This is a genomic window from Rhizobium sp. G21 (assembly GCF_014158035.1).
Taxonomy (GTDB): domain Bacteria; phylum Pseudomonadota; class Alphaproteobacteria; order Rhizobiales; family Rhizobiaceae; genus Rhizobium_E.
On sequence record NZ_JACFXW010000001.1, the window covers coordinates 2,040,678 to 2,058,097 of the forward strand.

The window sequence follows — 17,420 nt, forward strand, 5'->3', positions numbered from 1 at the left end:
TCAGATGTTGCGTTCGGTATAGGCCTTGATGCGGTCGTAAAGCGCTTTGTCGATCGTCAGGCCGTTCTTCAAACCGCGCTTGAGATTGGCGGCGCGGCGGTCGTTGGGCATGCGGGCTTCAGGCTGTGAGGTGATCGAGGCGATCAGGCGTTCGATCTGCTTTTCGAACAGACCGCCGGAAAACATTTTCGGCTCGAGCGCGATGAAGAACTGGCCGGAGCCGACCGGCAATCCGTCGTCGTCGGACATCGACCCCATTTCCACGCCCCGATTGGCGCCGGCGAGCGCCGCCGACATGGCTTCCACCACGAGACCGAGCGCAAACCCCTTGGGCCCGCCGAACGGCGCGAGCATGCCGTCGAGCGCCGCCTTGGCGTCGGTGGTCGGCTGGCCGCCGCGTTCGTAGGCGACGCCGGCCGGCAGGGCCTCGCCCTTTTCCGCCGCCCGCTTCACGGCCGTCCAGGACGAGGCCGACGACGCCATGTCGACGAGGAAGGCGACGCGCCCCTTGCGACCGGGCGCGGCGAAGGAGAAAGGATTGGTGCCGATCACCGGATTGCGGCCGCCGACCGGCGCCATCACCGCCGGCGAATTGGCGAAGCCGAGCGCCACCAGCCCCTGCTGGGCGAGATAGCCGGTGTGGAAGCCGAGCGTGGCCGCATTGTAGGAATTGTGCACGGCCATGGCCGCCACGCCATATTCCTGCGCCGCCGGCACGAGATGGGAGAAGCCCTTCTCGATGGCCGGATGGGCGAAACCGTTCTTGGCGTCGACGCGGAAAGACACGAGCGACATGCGCTTGACGGCCGGATTGGCGGCGCCGTCGACCTGCCGCTTTCGACATGGGCGCAATAGGTCGGCAACCAGTCCATTCCGTGTCCTTCGAGACCAGACAGTTCCGTCTCCAGGATCGCGTCGGTAAAGTAGCGCGCATTGCGGGCCGCCACGCCCGCGCCGATCAGCGCGTCGAAGATCAGGTCGGACGCCTTGTCCACGCTCAATTTCACCACGCCGCTCATATCGCTCTCCTGTCAGACGTCCGAAGTCATGAAGGCGATAACGGGCGGGGCGCTCTGCTTCAAGCCCTCGACGCGAATCAATGCGCCGGATCGGCAGGCAAACGGCCGATTGCGGCTGCCGGATGCCATAAGTCAGCCGATACGACCTTCATTGCGTGTCGCGACGAAGACCGCGGAGGCTGACAATATGCCGCCCACGACCAGCGACACCCAGAGCGGCGGATGTATTAGCAGGAGAAGGCTCGCGAAACTCACCGCCATCATGCCGATGGCCAGCACCTTGGCGCGGCGGGGAATGGACCGGTTGTCCCGCCAGGCATGCAAAGGCGGTCCGAAGACGCGATGCTCATACAGCCAGCGTTCGAAACGCGGCGACGCCCGCGCAAAGAGCCAGGCCGCCAGGAGGATAAACGGCGTGGTCGGCAGCAACGGCAAGAAAATGCCGATGACGCCGAGAGCAACGCACAGCCAGCCGACAATGATGAGTATGATCCGCATGCGCCGCATCTCTCGAGAATCGCGAACGGCCTTTTACGCCGAACTCCGCCGTTTTGCTACGGCGGAGGCAATCATGCGGATCAATCTGGGCGAGGCGACGGCGGCGCGCCGCCGCCGGAGAAAAATTCACAGGCCGGCGGCGGCGATCTCGGCGTCGAGACGCTCGCGGGCCTTCTTCGGCAGCTTGGCGGTCTTGATGGCGTCGAGATTGGCGGGCGCATCGCCGACGACCACCAAAGCCACCATGCCCATCCCGACATGCGGCATGCATTTGACGGCATAGGCGCCGGGTGCGGTGAAGGTCACCGTGATGGGCTGGTTGGTCTTGCCCTTGAACGGTTCGGCTCCGACCGGGATCATGTCCTTGATGCTCTCGGCATTGTGGCTCTTGTCGGTCGGTACGAAGGTGATGCTGTCGCCGGGCGCGACTTTCACGAAGCCGGGCTCGAACACCATGGCGCCGTCCTTGCCCTTGTTGAGCATATGGACCTCGACATCGGCGGCGAGAGCGGAGCCCGCCATCAAAGCGGCGAACATGGCCGCGCCGGCGGCGGCTTTGACGAATGCATGCATTTCCAGTTCCTTTCAGCAGATTGTCAAGGCACTGACTATGCAGGAGAACCAGGCTGCGCCTTGACATGGCGCAAAGGGCCGCCGGCGGCTGAGACGATCAATCGAGGAGCTGGCGCAGGCGAAGGGCGAGTTCCGTGGCGGTGTAGGGCTTCTTGAGCCAGGTCTCTTCGTTGACCATTTCGCGCCCCGCGATGCTGGGCTCGGCGTAACCGGAGGTGAACAGCACCTTCAGGTCCGGGCGAAGCTTGCGCGCCACATCGGCGAGTTCGCCGCCATGCATGCCGCCGGGCATGACGATGTCGGTGAACAGCAGATTGATGTCCGGATGTGTTTCGAGGATCTCTATGGCCTCGGGGCCGTTGCCGGCTTCGACCACGTCATAGCCGGCCGACACCAGGCGGCCGACGGTCACCCGCCGGACCCGCGGATCGTCCTCCACCACCAGGATCGTCTCATAGCCGCGCGGCGCGGCCTGAGGCTCGTCGTCGTGCGGGCGTTCATCCTCGACCGGCCCTTCGGCCGCCACGCCCACCACCGGCAGAAACAGCCTGACGCTCGCGCCGAGACCCGGTTCGCTGTAGATCTGAATATGGCCGCCCGATTGTTTGACGAAACCGTAGACCATGCTGAGGCCGAGGCCGGAGCCGGAGCCGACCTGCTTGGTGGTGAAGAAGGGTTCGAAGGCCTTGGCCTTGACCTCTTCGCTCATGCCGACGCCGTTGTCGGTCACCGAGATCGCGACATAATCGCCGGTGCGCACTTCCGGATACATCTGGGCGTAATCGACGTCCAGCCGCAAGCGGGCGATTTCGAGCGTCAGCAGGCCGCCGCGCGGCATGGCGTCGCGCGCATTGAGCGCCAGATTGAGCAGCGCGTTTTGAAGTTGCGAGCCGTCGACCAGCGTCTGGTTCGGGCCGCCCTTGATGACCAGCCGCAGCTCGACGCTTTCGCCCACCGCACGGCGTAGGAGATCGGCGAAACCTGAGACGAGCTGGCCGATATCGGCGAGTTTGGGGCTGAGCGGCTGGCGGCGCCCGAAGGCCAGAAGCTGGCCGGTGAGCTTGGCGCCGTCCTCGGCCGCCTCCTGCGCCTCTCTCAACAGGCTGCGCTGGCCGGGATCGGACAGTCGCGCATCGAGCATTTCGAGATTGCCGCTGATCACCGTCAAGAGATTGTTGAAATCGTGGGCGATACCGCCGGTCAATTGTCCGACCGCCTCCATCTTCTGCGCCTGGCGAAGTTCTTCCTCGATCTTGTGACGGCTGGTGAGGTCGCGGATGAAACCGGTGAAGATGCGGCGATCATTGGCGAGCGCCTCGCCGATGGCCAGCTCCATCGGGAAGGTGGTGCCATCCTTGCGCTGGCCGGTGACCACCCGTCCGAAGCCGATGATGCGGCGTTCGCCCGTCCTGAGATAATTGGAAATATAGCCGTCATGGGCGTCGCGATGCGGATTGGGCATCAGCATGCGAACGTTCCGCCCCTCGACCTCCTCGGCCGCATAGCCGAACAGGCGCTCCGCGGCGGAACTGAAGGAGGTGATGCGGCCGACCTCGTCGATCACCACCATGGCTTCCGGCACGGTGTCGAGGATCGAGCGCAGATGCGCCTCGCGCGCGGCGAGATCGACCTGAATGTCCTTGATCTCGTTGATTTCTGTGTTGATCTGGATGACGAGCGGTTCGCTTTCGCCGTCGACGCTGATCGCGATCAGCTGGCTCGACACCGGCGCCTGCGACTTGTCCCGACGCCTGTGGACCAGCTCGCCGGCCCAGACGCCGTTCTCCTGGAGAGCGGCGCGGATGACGTCGCGCGGTTTGGACAGGACGGTTTGGAGCAAGGTCTGGACTTCCAGGCCGATCGCATCCTGCTCGGTCCAGCCGAACAGGCGCTCGGCGCCCGACGACCAGCGCCGGATTACCCCCTGCATCGTATGGACGATGACGCTCGATTGATCGAGCAGCCGCATCATTTCTTCCAATGCCGCCTCGGTGGTGGGCGAATGCGGGGCTGGCGACATCGACGTCCTTTCAGGCTTCAGGCGGGCCAAACGGCCTGGCGCGCATAGGATTCGCCAGTTCCGTTGCCCCTCATGTCATCGCCGTCGCCGGCCAGGCGCGCGAGCATGGAATATTTGTTGATGCGCATATCGTGCCGACCGCGCTGGGAGATGACGCCACGACCGATCAGGCTGGTGATCGTGCGCGACACGGTCTCGATGGTTAGGCCGAGATAGTCGGCCATGTCCAGCCGCGTCATGGGCACGTCGATCTCCATTATGTCGGAGCGCCCCCCGGCCTCCTGTCCGCCAGGCGCATCAGGAAGGTGCAAATGCGCTCTTCGGCGTTCTTGCGCGATAACATCACCATTTGTTCCTGCGCGCCAGCCATTTCGTCGCAGAGCTTGGCAAAAAATTGCGGTCTCAGCTCAGGCGACAGATTGATGGCCTGCTGGAAGGAGGCTGCGGAGAAACGGCGCACTTTCACCGAGTTGACGGCTTCGGCGCTGTAGAGATAGCGATCGCGAATGGATACGCCCAGGATGTCGCCGGGATAGAGAAAGCCGGTGATGGCGCGCCGGCCATCGCCGATGATGCGGAACACCCGCAGAACGCCTTCGACGACCTCGAACACGTGACTGGCGGGATCGCCCTCCCAGACCAGGCCGCATCCCGCCGCGAAGGATTCGGCCGGGCGATCGGAAAAGATCGACGACAAGGTGACTTCGGGCGCCATGGACGCGGCGTTCAGGGGACGGCAAAAGGAAGCGGCTTCCGACAACATGTGAATTCTCCTCGTCTGTTGTCGTCAATATCCACTCGCCGCGTTACACACGGACGATTTGTCTGTTATGAAACGTGCAATCGTGTGACAGTTTGTAACAAGCCGAATCCAGCGGAAAGTGATGACAGAATGACCGGGGCGTCCAGTCAGAAGGAGCACATTCTCGTTGTCGACGACGACCAGCGCATCCGACAGATGCTGGCGCGCTATTTCGAGGATGAGGGCTATCGCGTGACCGCCGTCGCCGATGGCGCCGCCATGCGCGACGCGCTGAGAAGCGACGCTTTCGACATCGTCCTGCTTGACCTGATGCTGCCCGGCGAAAGCGGGCTCGAGCTGGCGCGGGATATCAGGGCGCGATTCGAGACTCCCATCATCATGCTGACGGGCAAGGACGACGTGCTCGACCGCATCGTCGGACTCGAACTCGGCGCCGACGATTATATGAGCAAGCCCTTCCATCTCCGGGAAGTGCTGGCGCGGATCCGCACCGTGCTGCGCCGGCGCGCGCCGCCGCGTCAGGAAGCGCCGGTCGAGGCCGATCAGGTGATCTTCGAAGGCTGGACGCTGGATCTGTCCCGGCGCTCGCTCACCCGCGCCGACGGGCAGATGGTGGATCTCACCACCGGCGAATTCGACATGCTCGCAGTGATGGCGCGCAATGCCGGCCGCGTGCTGAGCCGGGACCGGCTGATGGACCTGACCCGGGGCCGCAACCTGGAGGCTTTCGACCGCACCATCGACGCCCAGATCGCCCGCTTGAGAAAGAAGATCGAAGACGATCCGGGCAATCCGCAGATCATCAAATCGGTTCGCGGAATAGGCTATGTCTTCACGTCGCGGCTGGAGCCTTCCTGACGCGGTCAGACAATGACATTGACGCAGAGACCGGCGAAGGTGATCGCGCCCTCGGCTTTTTCGGCGACGCGTCGCCACGCTTCGCCTCCCGGCGACCAGATCCGCATCTGTCTGCAGTTCGAGACACGGGCGCGCTCGGACAATTTGCCGAGGAGGGCTGCGATCACGCCGTCCTCATCGGCGGCGCTGGCGGTCAGGAACACCGGCGCATCGAGCGTGCGGCCGAAAAGCATGCTCTGGATGGCCTGCGACACGACGAGGCCCTTGACGACGCCGCGTTGATCCACGGCCACATGCACCTCGTCATGCAGGCCGGTGGCGCCGCGCCATTCGATGATTCGGCGCACGAAGACACGCCACTCCTCGGCGGCGATCCCGACGCCGCCGCCCTCGACAAGCACCTGGCATGGGAGGATGTCGGCTTCCATGATGGGTCGAACTGAATAGGCTTCCATGCCTGCTCCCGAACATAGGCTGAAGACATCAACGGCCGCAGACGATGCGCGACGTCACGGCATTTTGAGGCGCCATGACGCTTTCTTGTTTGATCAATCTCAAATACAGCAAAAATCAGGCATGGAAAAAGGAGGATTTCGGCACGGTCGTCAGGATGTCGGTCTGGCGGCGCGAGACGAGTTCGGGCAGATGCTCGGCCGCGACCGGACGGCCATAGAGGAATCCCTGGCCCACAGCGCATCCCATTTCGGTCAGCATATCGTGCTGTCCCGGCGTTTCTATGCCCTCGGCCACGCTTTCGAGGCCGAGATCGCGGGCGAGCGCGATCATGGATTTGGTGATCACGGCGTCGCTGTGGTTGCTCTGGATATTCTGGATGAAACTGCGATCCAGCTTGAGCGTCGTCAGCGGAAATTGCTGCAGCGAGCTGAGCGAGGCGTAACCGGTGCCGAAATCGTCGAAGGCGATTCGGACGCCGAGATCGGCCAGACAGCGCAGCGAGCGCAGGCCGCATTCGTCGTTGAGCAACGCGATGGTTTCGGTGACTTCGAGCTCGATCATCTCGGGGGCGAGATTGTTGACCGACAAGGCGTGCAACACGCGCCGCACCAGCGCGTCGGAACGATACTGGGCGGTGAAGAGGTTGACGCTGACCCGTTCGAGCGGCACGCCCTGGCGGCGCCACGCGGCGAGCTGGCCCGCCGCCTCGTCGAGAATCCACCAGCCGAGCGGCAGGGCGAAGCCGTTTTCCTCGACGTCGATCAGGAAGGACTTCGGCAGCAAAAGCCCCCGTTGCGGATCGCTCCAGCGCACGAGAGCCTCCACGGCATGCGCCTTGCCGGTGTCCATCGACACCTGCGGCTGATAATGCAGCAGGAATTCGCCGCGATCGAGCGCGCGCGCCAGATCCGCCTGGGTATTGCGGCCAGCGGCCGGCCGCACGAAGGACATCGTGTCGGACGGCGCAGCGAGGACCGAAGCGGGCTGAAGAAAGGCGATCATGCCGGCGCCGTCCGGGGCGGCCCAGGACTGAACGGATATTTCGACCGCCCGTTCGCCGCCGCCGCCGAGATTGGCGGTGCGGAACAGCGGCTTGCTGACATGGGAATCGCGCCCATGCGCGTAGACCGACATCAATGTTTCGCAACCGGCGTTGAGCGGTCCCGGCGCAATCACCGTATCGAAGGCCAGTCCGCAGATCTCGGCCTGTTCGCGCCCGAGAAGTCCGGCGGCCGAGACATTGGCGTATTCGATGGCGCCGGCGGCGTTGACCGCCAGCATGGGCCGCGTCTCCGTCTCGAAACAATCCAGGGCGCTCGCGCGGCTCCAGGCGTCGCGCAAGGCGCAGATCCGGTCCATCGCCAAGGTCGCCAGAGCTCGGAGCGCGGCCTTTTGATGATCCGTGATGTCCGCGCGCGGCTTGGGGTCGAGCACGCAGAGCGCGCCGACGCGATGTCCTTCGGGGCTCACCAGAGGCGCGCCGGCGTAAAAGCGCATGCGCGGCTGGGCGTCGACGATCGGGCGATCGGCGAAACGAAGATCGGCGGCGCCGTCGGGAACGACCAGGACATCGTCGGAGAGAATGGTCGTCGCGCAGAACGATCCTCTGCGCGGCATGTCCTGCCGGCGCAGACCATGCTGCACGATGAAAATCACACGATCGCGATCGACGAGCGTCAACGCGGCGACCGTGACATCGAACAAGGCCGCAAGCGCGGTGACGACGCCCTGGAGGGCGACATCGTCGCGAAGGCCGAGCGAGAGCAAGCCCCGGACGCCCTCGACCCGCTTCGCTTCGTCCTCGGCGCTCATCGGCGGCGTCATCTGCTGGAACTCAAGCAACTTGCCCATCACTCCCACCCAAATCGGATCATGTCTCACATAAGCATGCCGCCGGTCCCGGTCTTTGCTCTATGTCAATTTTCATAGCTCGAAACGCTCGATGACCTGAATGCCCCTGTCGGCGAAGCGGTCCATCCCGACCAGCGCGGGGACGGCTTCGCTCAGCGACAGGCGGGCGCCGATCAGCGCCGAGGGATCGAGCCGGCCGGACAGGATCATTTCCAGCATATCCTCATAGCGCCAGGCTTGCATGCCATGGCTGCCGTAGATCTCCAGTTCATGCGAAATCACCTGCGCCATCGGGATCATCGGGAGGGCGTGATCGGCCAGCATCAGACCGACCTGGACGTGGCGGCCGCGACGACGGAGATTGGAAATCGAATTGAAGCAGGTCTGCGGATGGCCGAGCGCGTCGATCGAGACATGCGCGCCGCCTTGAGTCAGATCCTTCACGGCCGAGGGGATATCGTCGATCTCCCGGCTGTTCAGCGTCACCGATGCGCCGAGGCGGCGGGCATAATCTAGCTTATCCTTGGCGATGTCGATGGCGACGACATTGGCGCCCATCGCCGCGCCGATCATGATGGCGGACAGGCCGACGCCGCCGCTGCCATGCACTGCCAGCCATTCGCCGCCCCGGATGCGGCCCTGATCGACCACGGCGCGGAAGGAGGTGGCGAAACGGCAGCCGAGGCTGGCGGCCGTGGCGAAATCGATGCGATCGTCGAGGCGAACCAGATTGCTCTCGGCGTAATCGATCGCCACATATTCGGCGAAGCATCCCCAATGGGTGAAGCCGGGCTGGAACTGCTCCTCGCAGACCTGCTGATTGCCGGACCGGCATTCCCGGCAACGGCCGCAGCCGGAGACGAAGGGAACGGTGACGCGGTCGCCGGGGCTGAAGGCCTTCACATCCGCGCCGACGGCGGCGACGACGCCGGCGAATTCGTGGCCGGGCACATGCGGCAGACGGATGTCCGGGTCATGGCCTTTCCAGCCGTGCCAGTCGCTGCGACAGAGGCCGGCGGCCTTGACGTCTATCACGACGCCCGATCGCGACGGGGCGGGATCGGCGACCGCCCGGATTTCGGGCGTCTCGCCGAAGCGTTCGTAATACATTGCGCGCATGCAGTTTCAAATCCTGGAACTTACGAAGCAGTCGTAACACAACGCCGCCGCATTCCAAAGTCTTTCGGACGACGAGAACGCGCCGCAGAAAGATACTGGGAACGCCAGGGCGTCTCGCGGGTTAGTTGGCGACAGATAAAAGGAGCGAGCGATGCAGAATGAACGTGGATCAAACCGGGCATTATGGTTTTTTTTCGCCGCCGTGGTGGTGGTTGTCGTGCTGGTCGCACTGTTTTCGAGCAACGATCTCTTCCATTCGCAAAATGCGGCCCCGACGCAGCCCACCCCGCACGCAATCGACCAAAGCCCCGGCGACGCGACTTGAGGATGCGAATATGTTGTTGAAGATACGAGGATTTTTCAAGCAGTTCGCGGCCGAGATCGTCGGAAGCCAGCCTCTGCAGGAAGAGGGCCGGCGCGAGGTGATGACCGACCGGCTGGCTGAGCGCGGCATTCCGCCCGTCGACAAACAAACCGAAGAGGTCGTTCATATCGAGCGATCGCCGGACGCCAGGACGGATCTCTGACGGCGGCGAGCGCGGCGCAAGCTCGCTTTCGCAAGATGCCCCTTTCACGACCATGCGAGGGGCGCATGCATTTCCAGATCATTCAGGGCGGGCTAGCCGGCCGACCGCAACAGACCTCTTCCCGAACCATCGTCGAAGAGGCGCGCCGGCGCATTTCGGCGCTCGGCTACGACGTCTACAGGGCGCGAATGCTGGCGACCGGCGAACCCATTCCTAAAACCATCGAACGGCTCAGGTTGCAGATCGAATTCGTCGCGCTGAAGCTGTCTGCGCTTTCCGCGCCGCCTCCGGATTTCACCGACGACGGCTATTGGCCGCAGCCCTGAACAAGGAAGGCGGCCTCCGGGGAGACCGCCTTCGGCTGCCGCGTCTTGGGAGAGTTGAGATCACTCGGCAGGAACGGGGCGCGCGTCGATGAAGTCATGCGCCGGCTGCGGGTTGCCAGCGAGGGCCGCGTTGAACGTCTCGACGTCGAGCTCGTTTTCCCAGCGCGCCACCACGACGGTGGCCACCGCATTGCCGATGAAGTTGGTGATCGCGCGGCATTCCGACATGAAGCGGTCGATGCCGAGGATCAGCGCCATGCCGGCCACCGGCACGGTCGGGACGACCGACAGCGTGGCGGCGAGCGTGATGAAGCCCGCGCCGGTGATGCCGGCCGCGCCCTTGGAGCTCAGCATCGCCACCAGCAGCAGCAACACCTGGTCGCCGAGCGACAGAGGCGTGTCGGTCGCCTGGGCGATGAACAGGGCGGCCAGCGTCATGTAGATGTTGGTGCCGTCGAGATTGAAGGAATAGCCCGTCGGAATGACCAGGCCCACGACCGAGCGCTTGCAGCCGGCGCGCTCCATCTTGTTCATCAGGCCCGGCAGCGCCGCTTCCGACGAGGATGTGCCGAGCACCAGCAACAGTTCTTCCTTGATGTAGCGCAGCAGCGCCAGGAGCGAGAAGCCGTTATAGCGGGCGACCGCGCCAAGGATCACCGCCACGAACAGGAAAGACGTGACGTAGAAAGTACCCATCAGCATCGCGAGATTGGCGATCGAGCCGATGCCGTATTTGCCGATGGTGAAGGCCATGGCGCCGAAGGCGCCGATCGGGGCCGCCTTCATCAGGATCGCCACCAGCTTGAACATCGGCGCCATGACGGCCTGCAGGAAATCGGTGACGGGCTTGGCCTTGTCGCCGACCATGGCGAGCGAAACGCCGAACAGGATGGAGAAGAACAGAACCTGCAGGATGTCGCCTTCGGCGAAGGCGCCGACAATGGTCTTGGGAATGACGCCCATCAGGAAGCCGATAATCGTCTGGTCATGGGCCTTCTCCGTGTAATCATGCACCGCCTTGGCGTCGAGCGAGGCTGGATCGATATGCATGCCCGAGCCCGGCTGGACGATATTGGAGACGATCAAGCCGACGATCAGCGCCAGCGTCGAAAAGGTCAGGAAGTAGATCATCGCCTTGCCCGCGACGCGTCCGACCTTCTTCAGATCCGACATGCCGGCGATTCCGGTGGCGACGGTCAGGAAGATCACCGGGGCGATGATCATCTTCACCAGCTTGATGAAGGCGTCGCCCAGCGGCTTCAGGCTGGCGCCGAGCTCCGGGTAGAAATGACCGAGCAGGATGCCGGCGGCGATGGCCGCGAGAACCTGGACATAGAGTTGGCGATAGAACGGCCGCTTGGCGACCGGCTCTTCAGCCGATGCGAAAGATGCATGCATGTGCGTATCCTCCAGCGCGCCCCAACCGCTTCGAGCGGCCTCCCGGGGCGGAGACGTTGACGGGTCGACGGCCTTCCGGGCGTCCGTCGGAGGTTTTGCAAGGGTCGTGCCATACGGCGCATCCTTCATTACATCATTGTTTTATATAATTTATTTTTCCGTCTGCGTGTCAGGGTCGGCTTCGAAGTGTGAAAACTCGCACAGGCAAGGTTGATTTTCGTGTGGATTTACGCACAAATCGGCCATGGCAGAGAAGGACCCGGACATCGATCGTCAGCCGCGGGCAGAGGCGCGCGCCGCCCGGCGGGCGCTGAGCCTGCTGGCCATAGCCGGCCTGATCGCGCTGATCGGCGCCATATATGCGGCCGGCGTCTATGGGCGGTTCACCGCGACCCAGGACTTGAAGCGCCAGGGAATGACGGAAGCCAATCTGAAGGTGGCGTTGTTGCGGGCCGTGCTCGAACGTCCGCGCGCGCTGCCGCTGGTGCTCTCGCAGGATCGAGACATTTTGGACATGCTCGTCGCGCCCGCCCCGCCCGCCATCGACCGGGTCAATCGCAAGCTCGAAAGCCTGGTGGGCGGCAGCCAGGTGTCGGTGATCTATGTCATCGCGCCATCGGGACAGACGATCGCGTCGAGCAACTGGCGCCAGCCCGATTCCTTCGTCGGCAGCAATTACGCATTCCGCGATTACTTCCGCGAGGCGATGGCGACGGGCGTGGCCGAGCAATTCGCGCTCGGCAATGTGTCGCGACGACCGGGTCTCTATATTTCGCGTCGGGTCGACGGGGCGGGGCGGTCGCTCGGCGTGGTCGTGGTCAAGATGGAGTTCGACCGGCTGGAAGCCGACTGGCGCGACAGCGGCCGGCCGGCGCTGGTGGTCGACAATCGCGGCGTGGCGCTGATCACCACCGTCGCCGACTGGCGCTTCCACACCATGGCGCGCCTGCCGGAGAACCGCATCGCCGCCATTCGCGAAAGCCTGCAATTCGGCGACGCGCCGCTGACGCCCCTGCCCTTCCGCCAGGACGACGACGTCACCGGCGACGACGCCGAGATCCGCGTAGACTTGCCGGACGGGCGCCAAGGCTCGTTTCTCAGGCTGAGGGCGCAGGCTCCGACGACGCCCTGGGTGCTGGAATATCTGGTGTCGACCGATCCCGTGCCGGCTGCGGCGCGGCAGAATATGCTGGCCGCCTTCGCGCTGTTTGCGCCGCTGATCGCGCTGGCGGCCGTGGTTTTGGAACGCCGGCGCCGGATCGCGGCGCGGCTTGCGGCGGCGCAGGCGCAGCAAGCCGCGCTCGAGGCGCGGGTCGAAGCCCGCACCCGCGACTTGACCTTGGCGCGCGACCGGCTGGAGGCCGAGATCACCGGACATCGCGACACCGAAAAGCGGCTGCAGGTGGTGCAGCAGGATCTGGTGGCCGCCAACCGGCTGGCGATCCTGGGACAGGTCGCGGCCGGCGTGGCGCATGAGATCAACCAGCCCGTCGCCACGATCCGCGCTTACGCGGACAATGCCCGCGTCTTCCTCGACCGCGGCAATCTGGAGAAAGCCAACGGCAATATGGAGGCGATCGCCGGCCTGACCGAACGCATCGGCGCGATTACCGAGGATCTCAAGGCGCTGGCGCGCAAGGGGCGCGGGCCGGCAGAGGCGGTGAGCCTGAGCGAGGCGATGGAGGGCGCGCTGATGCTGCTGAAGAGCCGCTTTTCCCACCGGCTGGACGCGCTGACGCTGGAAAGGCCCGAGCCCGACATCCGCCTCAAGGTGGACCGCATACGGCTCGAACAGGTGCTGATCAACCTGATGCAGAATGCGCTCGAGGCGATCGAACATACGCCCGCGCCGCGCGTCGCCGTGCGGGCGGAAGATCGCGGCGAACGCGTCGCCGTCCTGGTGTCCGACAACGGGCCCGGCGTCGCGCCCGACATTCTCGAACAGCTGTTCACGCCCTTCAACACGTCGAAGCCGCGCGGACTGGGACTGGGACTGGTGATCTCCAAGGAGATCCTCGGTGATTATAGCGGCGAGATCTCCGTTCAGACTGGCCCGACGGGAAGCTGCTTCACCATATTGCTGCCGAAGGATCAGCCATGACTGCGACCCGCTCCGTCATCCTCTGCGACGACGACGCCGATTTGCGCGCGGCGCTGACGCAGACGCTCGAACTGGCCGGTCTCGACATATCGGCTTTTGCAGCAGCCGCGCCGGCGCTCGCCGCGATCGGTCCCGATTTCGCCGGCGTGGTGGTCAGCGACATCCGCATGCCCGGCATGGACGGGTTGCAACTGCACGCCGCGATCAAGGCGCGCGATCCCGATCTGCCGGTGATCCTGATGACCGGGCATGGCGACATCCCGATGGCGGTGGCGGCGCTGCAGAACGGCGTCTACGATTTCATCGCCAAGCCTTTTGCGGCGGACAGGCTGGTGCAGAGCCTGATGCGGGCGCTGGAAAAACGGGCGCTCATTCTGGAAAATCGCGCGCTGCGACGCAGCCTCGACGACAGCGCCGACGACCTGCCGCTGATCGGCCAGACGCCGGCCATGGAGCGATTGCGCGGAACCATCCGCCAGATCGCCGACACCGATGTCGACGTGCTGGTGCGCGGCGAGACCGGCAGCGGCAAGGAAGTGGTGGCGAGCCTGCTGCATCGCTGGAGCAAGCGCCGGCGCGGCCAGTTTGTGGCGCTGAATTGCGGCGCGCTGCCGGACAGCGTGATCGAGAGCGAATTGTTCGGCCATGAGCCCGGCGCCTTCACCGGCGCGCAGAAGCGCCGCGTCGGGCGGATCGAATATTCGAGCGGCGGCACGCTGTTTCTCGACGAAATCGAAAGCATGCCTTTGGCCACCCAGGTGAAGATGCTGCGCGTTCTGGAAATGCGGGAAATCTCGCCGCTCGGCGTCAACGAGGTCAGGCCGGTGGATCTGCGCGTGGTGGCGGCGGCGAAGGTGGATCTCGGCGATCCCGCCGCGCGCAGGGATTTTCGCGAGGATCTCTATTATCGGCTGAATGTGGTGACGTTGTCGATCCCGCCGCTGCGCGAACGCGCCGAGGACATTCCGCTGCTGTTTTCGCATTTCGTCGCCAAGGCGGCGGCTCGCTTCGGGCGGGAGACGCCGGAAGTCCCCGCCGGGCTGACGGCCGATCTCAAGACGCGTCCCTGGCCGGGCAATGTCCGCGAGCTTCATCACTTTGCGGAGCGCTTCGTGCTGGGGCTGGAGCCGGCGCAGCCCATGATCGTCGCAGCGCCGCCTCGGGAGGCGCGCAGCCTGCCGGAACGGCTGGAACGATTTGAGGCGGAGCAGTTGCGCCAGGCGCTCGCCGATCACGACGGCGATGTCCGGCGAACCATCGAGGCGCTCGGCATCCCCCGAAAGACCTTCTACGACAAGCTGACGCGGCACGGGATCAACCGCGCCGACTATGCCTGAACTTCAGATCGAATAGTCGCCGCCGCCGATAATGGCGGAGACGAAGCGACGGGTGCGCTCATGGCTCGCCGCATCGAAGATCGTCCGGGCGTCGCCGGTTTCCACGACATTGCCCGCTTCCAGGAACACGACCTTGTCGGCGATCTTGGAGGCGAGGCGGAGATCATGGGTCGCCATGACCATGGTCGTGCCTTCCTTGGCGAGCCGTCCCAGCACATCCACCACTTCGGCGGCGAGTTCGGGATCGAGCGCCGAGGTCGGCTCGTCGCAGAGCAGGACTTTCGGCGAGGGCGCGAGCGCGCGGGCGATGGCGACGCGCTGCTGCTGGCCGCCCGAGAGCGTGGCCGGCCAGGCGTCGGCTTTCGCCGCCATGCCGACCTTGGCGAGCAGCTCAGCGGCGCGGGCGCGAGCCTTTTCTTTCGGCCATTTCAGCACCGTCATCAGCCCTTCCATGACATTCTCGATCGCGGTTCGATGCGGAAACAGCTGGAAATTCTGAAACACCATGCCGGTCTGGCGACGGATCTTCTGGATGTCCTGGCGGCTCGGGCGCTTGTCGGGCGCAAAAGTGATTTCGTCCGAGCCGATCCGCACCGAGCCGGATGTCGGCTGCTCGAGCAGATTGATCGAGCGCAGCAGCGTGCTCTTGCCGCCGCCCGAAGGGCCGATCAGCGCGGTCACCCCGCCTTCCGGCGCGCTCAGACTGACATTCTTCAGGATGACGGCGTCGCCGAAGCGCTTTTCGATGTTGCGGAGCTCGATCATCGGGCGGCCTCCATCATGCCGCCATAGCGGGCGAATCGTGTTTCGAGCCGCGCCTGCAACGCCGACAAAGCCGAGCTCAGCACGAGATAGATCAGCGCCGCCTCGATATAGAGGATCAGCGGCTCGTAGGTGGCGGCGACGATGCGCTGGGCGGCCTGGAACATTTCCGGCACGGTGATGGCGGCGGCGAGCGAGGTGTCCTTGACCAGCGAAATGAAGGTGTTAGAGAGCGGCGGCACGGCGACGCGGGACGCCTGCGGCAGGATGGTGCGGGTCATCGCCTGGCGCCAGCTCATGCCGATCGAATAGGCCGCCTCCCATTGTCCCTTGGGCACCGAGGAGATGGCGGCGCGGATGATCTCGGAGCTGTAGGCGCCGATGTTGAGCGTGAAGCCGATCAGCGCCGCCGGAAAGGCGTCGAGCAGGATGCCGACGCTGGGCAGTCCGTAGAAGATCACGAAGAGCTGGACGAGCAGCGGCGTGCCGCGGATGATCCAGACATAGAAACGGGCGACGGCTCGAGCGGCGCGGGCCCGAACAGCCGCGCCACCGCCGTGGCCAGCCCCAGCGTCAGGCCGAACGCGAAGGACAGAAGCGTGAGCGGGATGGTGAAGATCAGGCCGGCCCAGAGCAGGGTCGGCAGCGATTCGGCCATCAGTTGCAGCCAGTGCGGCACGGTCTCATCCTCGTGAAACAGCGCCCGGCGGGATGGCCGGGGGCTTCTTGACTATATTGCGTTCGCAGAATGCGTCTAAAGGAATTACTTCGACACGTCCTGGCCGAAATAGGTGTCGGCAATCTTCTGATAAGTGCCGTCGGCCTTGATGTCGGCCAGCGCCTTGTTGATCGCCGCGAGCAGTTCCGGTTCGCCCTTGCGGATGATGACGCCCGAATAATCGGCGTCCTTCTGCTCGGCGACGACGGTCACCGGCGCATCGGGCTTGTGCTTCTTGAAGTCGAGGAAGGACAGGCTGTCATTGATGGTGGCGTCGGCGCGGCCGGTCAGCACGAGCTGGATCGACTGGTCGAAACCATCGGTGCCGACGAGTTCGGCGCCGTTCTGCTCGGCGATCTTGCCGAAATTCGAGGTCAGCGACTGCGCCGACTTCTTGCCCTTGAGGTCGGCGAAGCCCTTGATGTCTGCATTGCCGTCCTTGACGATCAGCACCGCCTTGGAGGCGATGTAGGGCTCGGAGAAATCATACTTCTGCTTGCGGGCTTCGGTGATGCCGACCTGGTTGATGACGGCGTCGTAGCGGTTGGCGTCGAGGCCGGCGATCAGGCCGTCCCACTTGCCTTCGACGAATTCGGCCTTCACGCCGAGCTTTTCGGCGATGGCCTGGCCGATTTCGACGTCGAAGCCGACGAGCTTGTTGCTCGCGTCATGATAGGTGAAGGGCGCATAGGTGCCTTCGGTGCCGATGCGGAGTACGCCTGCGGATTTCACGGCGTCGAGATTCTCCCCGGCCTGCGCGCCCGCAAAAAGAGCAGCCTGCAAGAGGGCCGCCGTGGCGATTGTTTTCAACCAGTTCATCTCATGCTCCAGAAATTGCGTTACGGCGACGTTGTCGCATGGACGAGGGAAAAAGAGAGCGGATGATCCCGCTGCATTTCTGGGCAAATGCAAAATATTTTATCACTTTTACCAGAGAATGCGGTCTTTCCATCCGTCCGATCAGAAAACACGCGTGCGAGCCAAAGGTTTCCCCCGTCGCTGCGCGACCGCGTGAACACAGGTTGCGCGAGCGGCGCCGCATCATTTTCACAACGGCGCTTGTATAGACATGTACGGCGCACGCTTGCAGAATG

At 64.3% G+C, this 17,420-nt stretch carries 18 protein-coding genes and 1 pseudogene; 6 read left to right on the plus strand and 13 right to left on the minus strand.

All coding sequences use genetic code 11. The features are described 5' to 3' along the window. The 6 genes from H2O14_RS10375 to H2O14_RS10395 form a co-directional block, all read right to left on the minus strand. Complete coding sequence (locus H2O14_RS10375) at positions 1 to 852, minus strand: Ldh family oxidoreductase (RefSeq protein WP_182827589.1); 852 nt, start codon at positions 850 to 852, stop codon at positions 1 to 3. A gap of 299 nt (positions 853 to 1,151) precedes the next feature. Continuing rightward, on the minus strand, positions 1,152 to 1,517 hold the full coding sequence (locus H2O14_RS10380; protein ID WP_182827590.1) for a YbaN family protein: 366 nt from the start codon (positions 1,515 to 1,517) through the stop codon (positions 1,152 to 1,154). Positions 1,518 to 1,643: 126 nt separating this feature from the next. Further along, positions 1,644 to 2,090, minus strand: a complete 447-nt coding sequence (locus tag H2O14_RS10385; RefSeq protein WP_182827591.1) for a pseudoazurin — start codon at positions 2,088 to 2,090, stop codon at positions 1,644 to 1,646. 97 nt (positions 2,091 to 2,187) lie between these two features. Continuing rightward, entirely contained in the window at positions 2,188 to 4,110 is a 1,923-nt protein-coding gene (locus H2O14_RS10390) for a PAS domain-containing sensor histidine kinase (RefSeq protein WP_182827592.1), read from the minus strand. A 17-nt stretch (positions 4,111 to 4,127) separates the two neighbouring features. Next, complete coding sequence (locus H2O14_RS27335) at positions 4,128 to 4,349, minus strand: helix-turn-helix domain-containing protein (RefSeq protein ID WP_246697576.1); 222 nt, start codon at positions 4,347 to 4,349, stop codon at positions 4,128 to 4,130. Between the two features lie 17 nt (positions 4,350 to 4,366). Next, positions 4,367 to 4,873 carry a Crp/Fnr family transcriptional regulator gene (locus tag H2O14_RS10395; RefSeq protein ID WP_246697351.1) on the minus strand — a complete coding sequence of 169 codons (507 nt, stop codon included), beginning with the start codon at positions 4,871 to 4,873 and terminating at the stop codon, positions 4,367 to 4,369. Between the two features lie 129 nt (positions 4,874 to 5,002). Here H2O14_RS10395 and H2O14_RS10400 point away from each other — a divergent pair, with 129 nt between their 5' ends. Further along, on the plus strand, positions 5,003 to 5,731 hold the full coding sequence (locus H2O14_RS10400) for a response regulator (RefSeq protein ID WP_182827593.1): 729 nt from the start codon (positions 5,003 to 5,005) through the stop codon (positions 5,729 to 5,731). Between the two features lie 5 nt (positions 5,732 to 5,736). Here H2O14_RS10400 and H2O14_RS10405 read toward each other — a convergent pair whose 3' ends face one another. The 3 genes from H2O14_RS10405 to H2O14_RS10415 form a co-directional block, all read right to left on the minus strand. Continuing rightward, the gene (locus tag H2O14_RS10405; RefSeq protein WP_182827594.1) at positions 5,737 to 6,186 is read right to left on the minus strand and encodes a hypothetical protein; all 450 of its coding nucleotides are present in this window, start codon (positions 6,184 to 6,186) and stop codon (positions 5,737 to 5,739) included. A gap of 115 nt (positions 6,187 to 6,301) precedes the next feature. Then, on the minus strand, positions 6,302 to 8,038 hold the full coding sequence (locus H2O14_RS10410) for an EAL domain-containing protein (protein WP_182827595.1): 1,737 nt from the start codon (positions 8,036 to 8,038) through the stop codon (positions 6,302 to 6,304). A 72-nt stretch (positions 8,039 to 8,110) separates the two neighbouring features. Next, a complete protein-coding gene (locus H2O14_RS10415; protein WP_182827596.1) occupies positions 8,111 to 9,157 on the minus strand; it encodes a zinc-dependent alcohol dehydrogenase family protein in 1,047 nt (348 codons plus the stop codon). Positions 9,158 to 9,308: 151 nt separating this feature from the next. Here H2O14_RS10415 and H2O14_RS10420 point away from each other — a divergent pair, with 151 nt between their 5' ends. From H2O14_RS10420 to H2O14_RS10430, 3 genes are all read left to right on the plus strand, one after another. Further along, positions 9,309 to 9,482, plus strand: a complete 174-nt coding sequence (locus H2O14_RS10420; protein WP_182827597.1) for a hypothetical protein — start codon at positions 9,309 to 9,311, stop codon at positions 9,480 to 9,482. 10 nt (positions 9,483 to 9,492) lie between these two features. Then, a complete protein-coding gene (locus tag H2O14_RS10425; protein ID WP_182827598.1) occupies positions 9,493 to 9,684 on the plus strand; it encodes a hypothetical protein in 192 nt (63 codons plus the stop codon). A 65-nt stretch (positions 9,685 to 9,749) separates the two neighbouring features. Then, on the plus strand, positions 9,750 to 10,010 hold the full coding sequence (locus H2O14_RS10430; RefSeq protein ID WP_182827599.1) for a hypothetical protein: 261 nt from the start codon (positions 9,750 to 9,752) through the stop codon (positions 10,008 to 10,010). Between the two features lie 60 nt (positions 10,011 to 10,070). On the opposite strand, the gene H2O14_RS10435 is transcribed toward H2O14_RS10430, so the two are convergent. Next, complete coding sequence (locus H2O14_RS10435) at positions 10,071 to 11,408, minus strand: dicarboxylate/amino acid:cation symporter (RefSeq protein WP_182827600.1); 1,338 nt, start codon at positions 11,406 to 11,408, stop codon at positions 10,071 to 10,073. A 244-nt stretch (positions 11,409 to 11,652) separates the two neighbouring features. Between H2O14_RS10435 and H2O14_RS10440 the strand changes: the two genes are divergently transcribed. Then, a complete protein-coding gene (locus H2O14_RS10440; RefSeq protein WP_182827601.1) occupies positions 11,653 to 13,509 on the plus strand; it encodes an ATP-binding protein in 1,857 nt (618 codons plus the stop codon). Further along, positions 13,506 to 14,846: a sigma-54 dependent transcriptional regulator gene (locus H2O14_RS10445; RefSeq protein ID WP_182827602.1), complete on the plus strand. Its 1,341-nt coding sequence runs from the start codon at positions 13,506 to 13,508 to the stop codon at positions 14,844 to 14,846. Before H2O14_RS10440 ends, H2O14_RS10445 begins: the two co-directional genes overlap by 4 nt. A gap of 3 nt (positions 14,847 to 14,849) precedes the next feature. On the opposite strand, the gene H2O14_RS10450 is transcribed toward H2O14_RS10445, so the two are convergent. From H2O14_RS10450 to H2O14_RS10460, 3 genes and pseudogenes are all read right to left on the minus strand, one after another. Continuing rightward, positions 14,850 to 15,611 carry an amino acid ABC transporter ATP-binding protein gene (locus H2O14_RS10450; protein ID WP_182827603.1) on the minus strand — a complete coding sequence of 254 codons (762 nt, stop codon included), beginning with the start codon at positions 15,609 to 15,611 and terminating at the stop codon, positions 14,850 to 14,852. After that, positions 15,608 to 16,287 (minus strand): annotated as a pseudogene (locus H2O14_RS10455) (amino acid ABC transporter permease). The gene H2O14_RS10450 and the pseudogene H2O14_RS10455 overlap by 4 nt, the downstream one beginning before the upstream one ends. Positions 16,288 to 16,371: 84 nt before the next feature. Continuing rightward, positions 16,372 to 17,145: an amino acid ABC transporter substrate-binding protein gene (locus H2O14_RS10460; RefSeq protein WP_182827604.1), complete on the minus strand. Its 774-nt coding sequence runs from the start codon at positions 17,143 to 17,145 to the stop codon at positions 16,372 to 16,374. Positions 17,146 to 17,420: the final 275 nt, after the last annotated feature.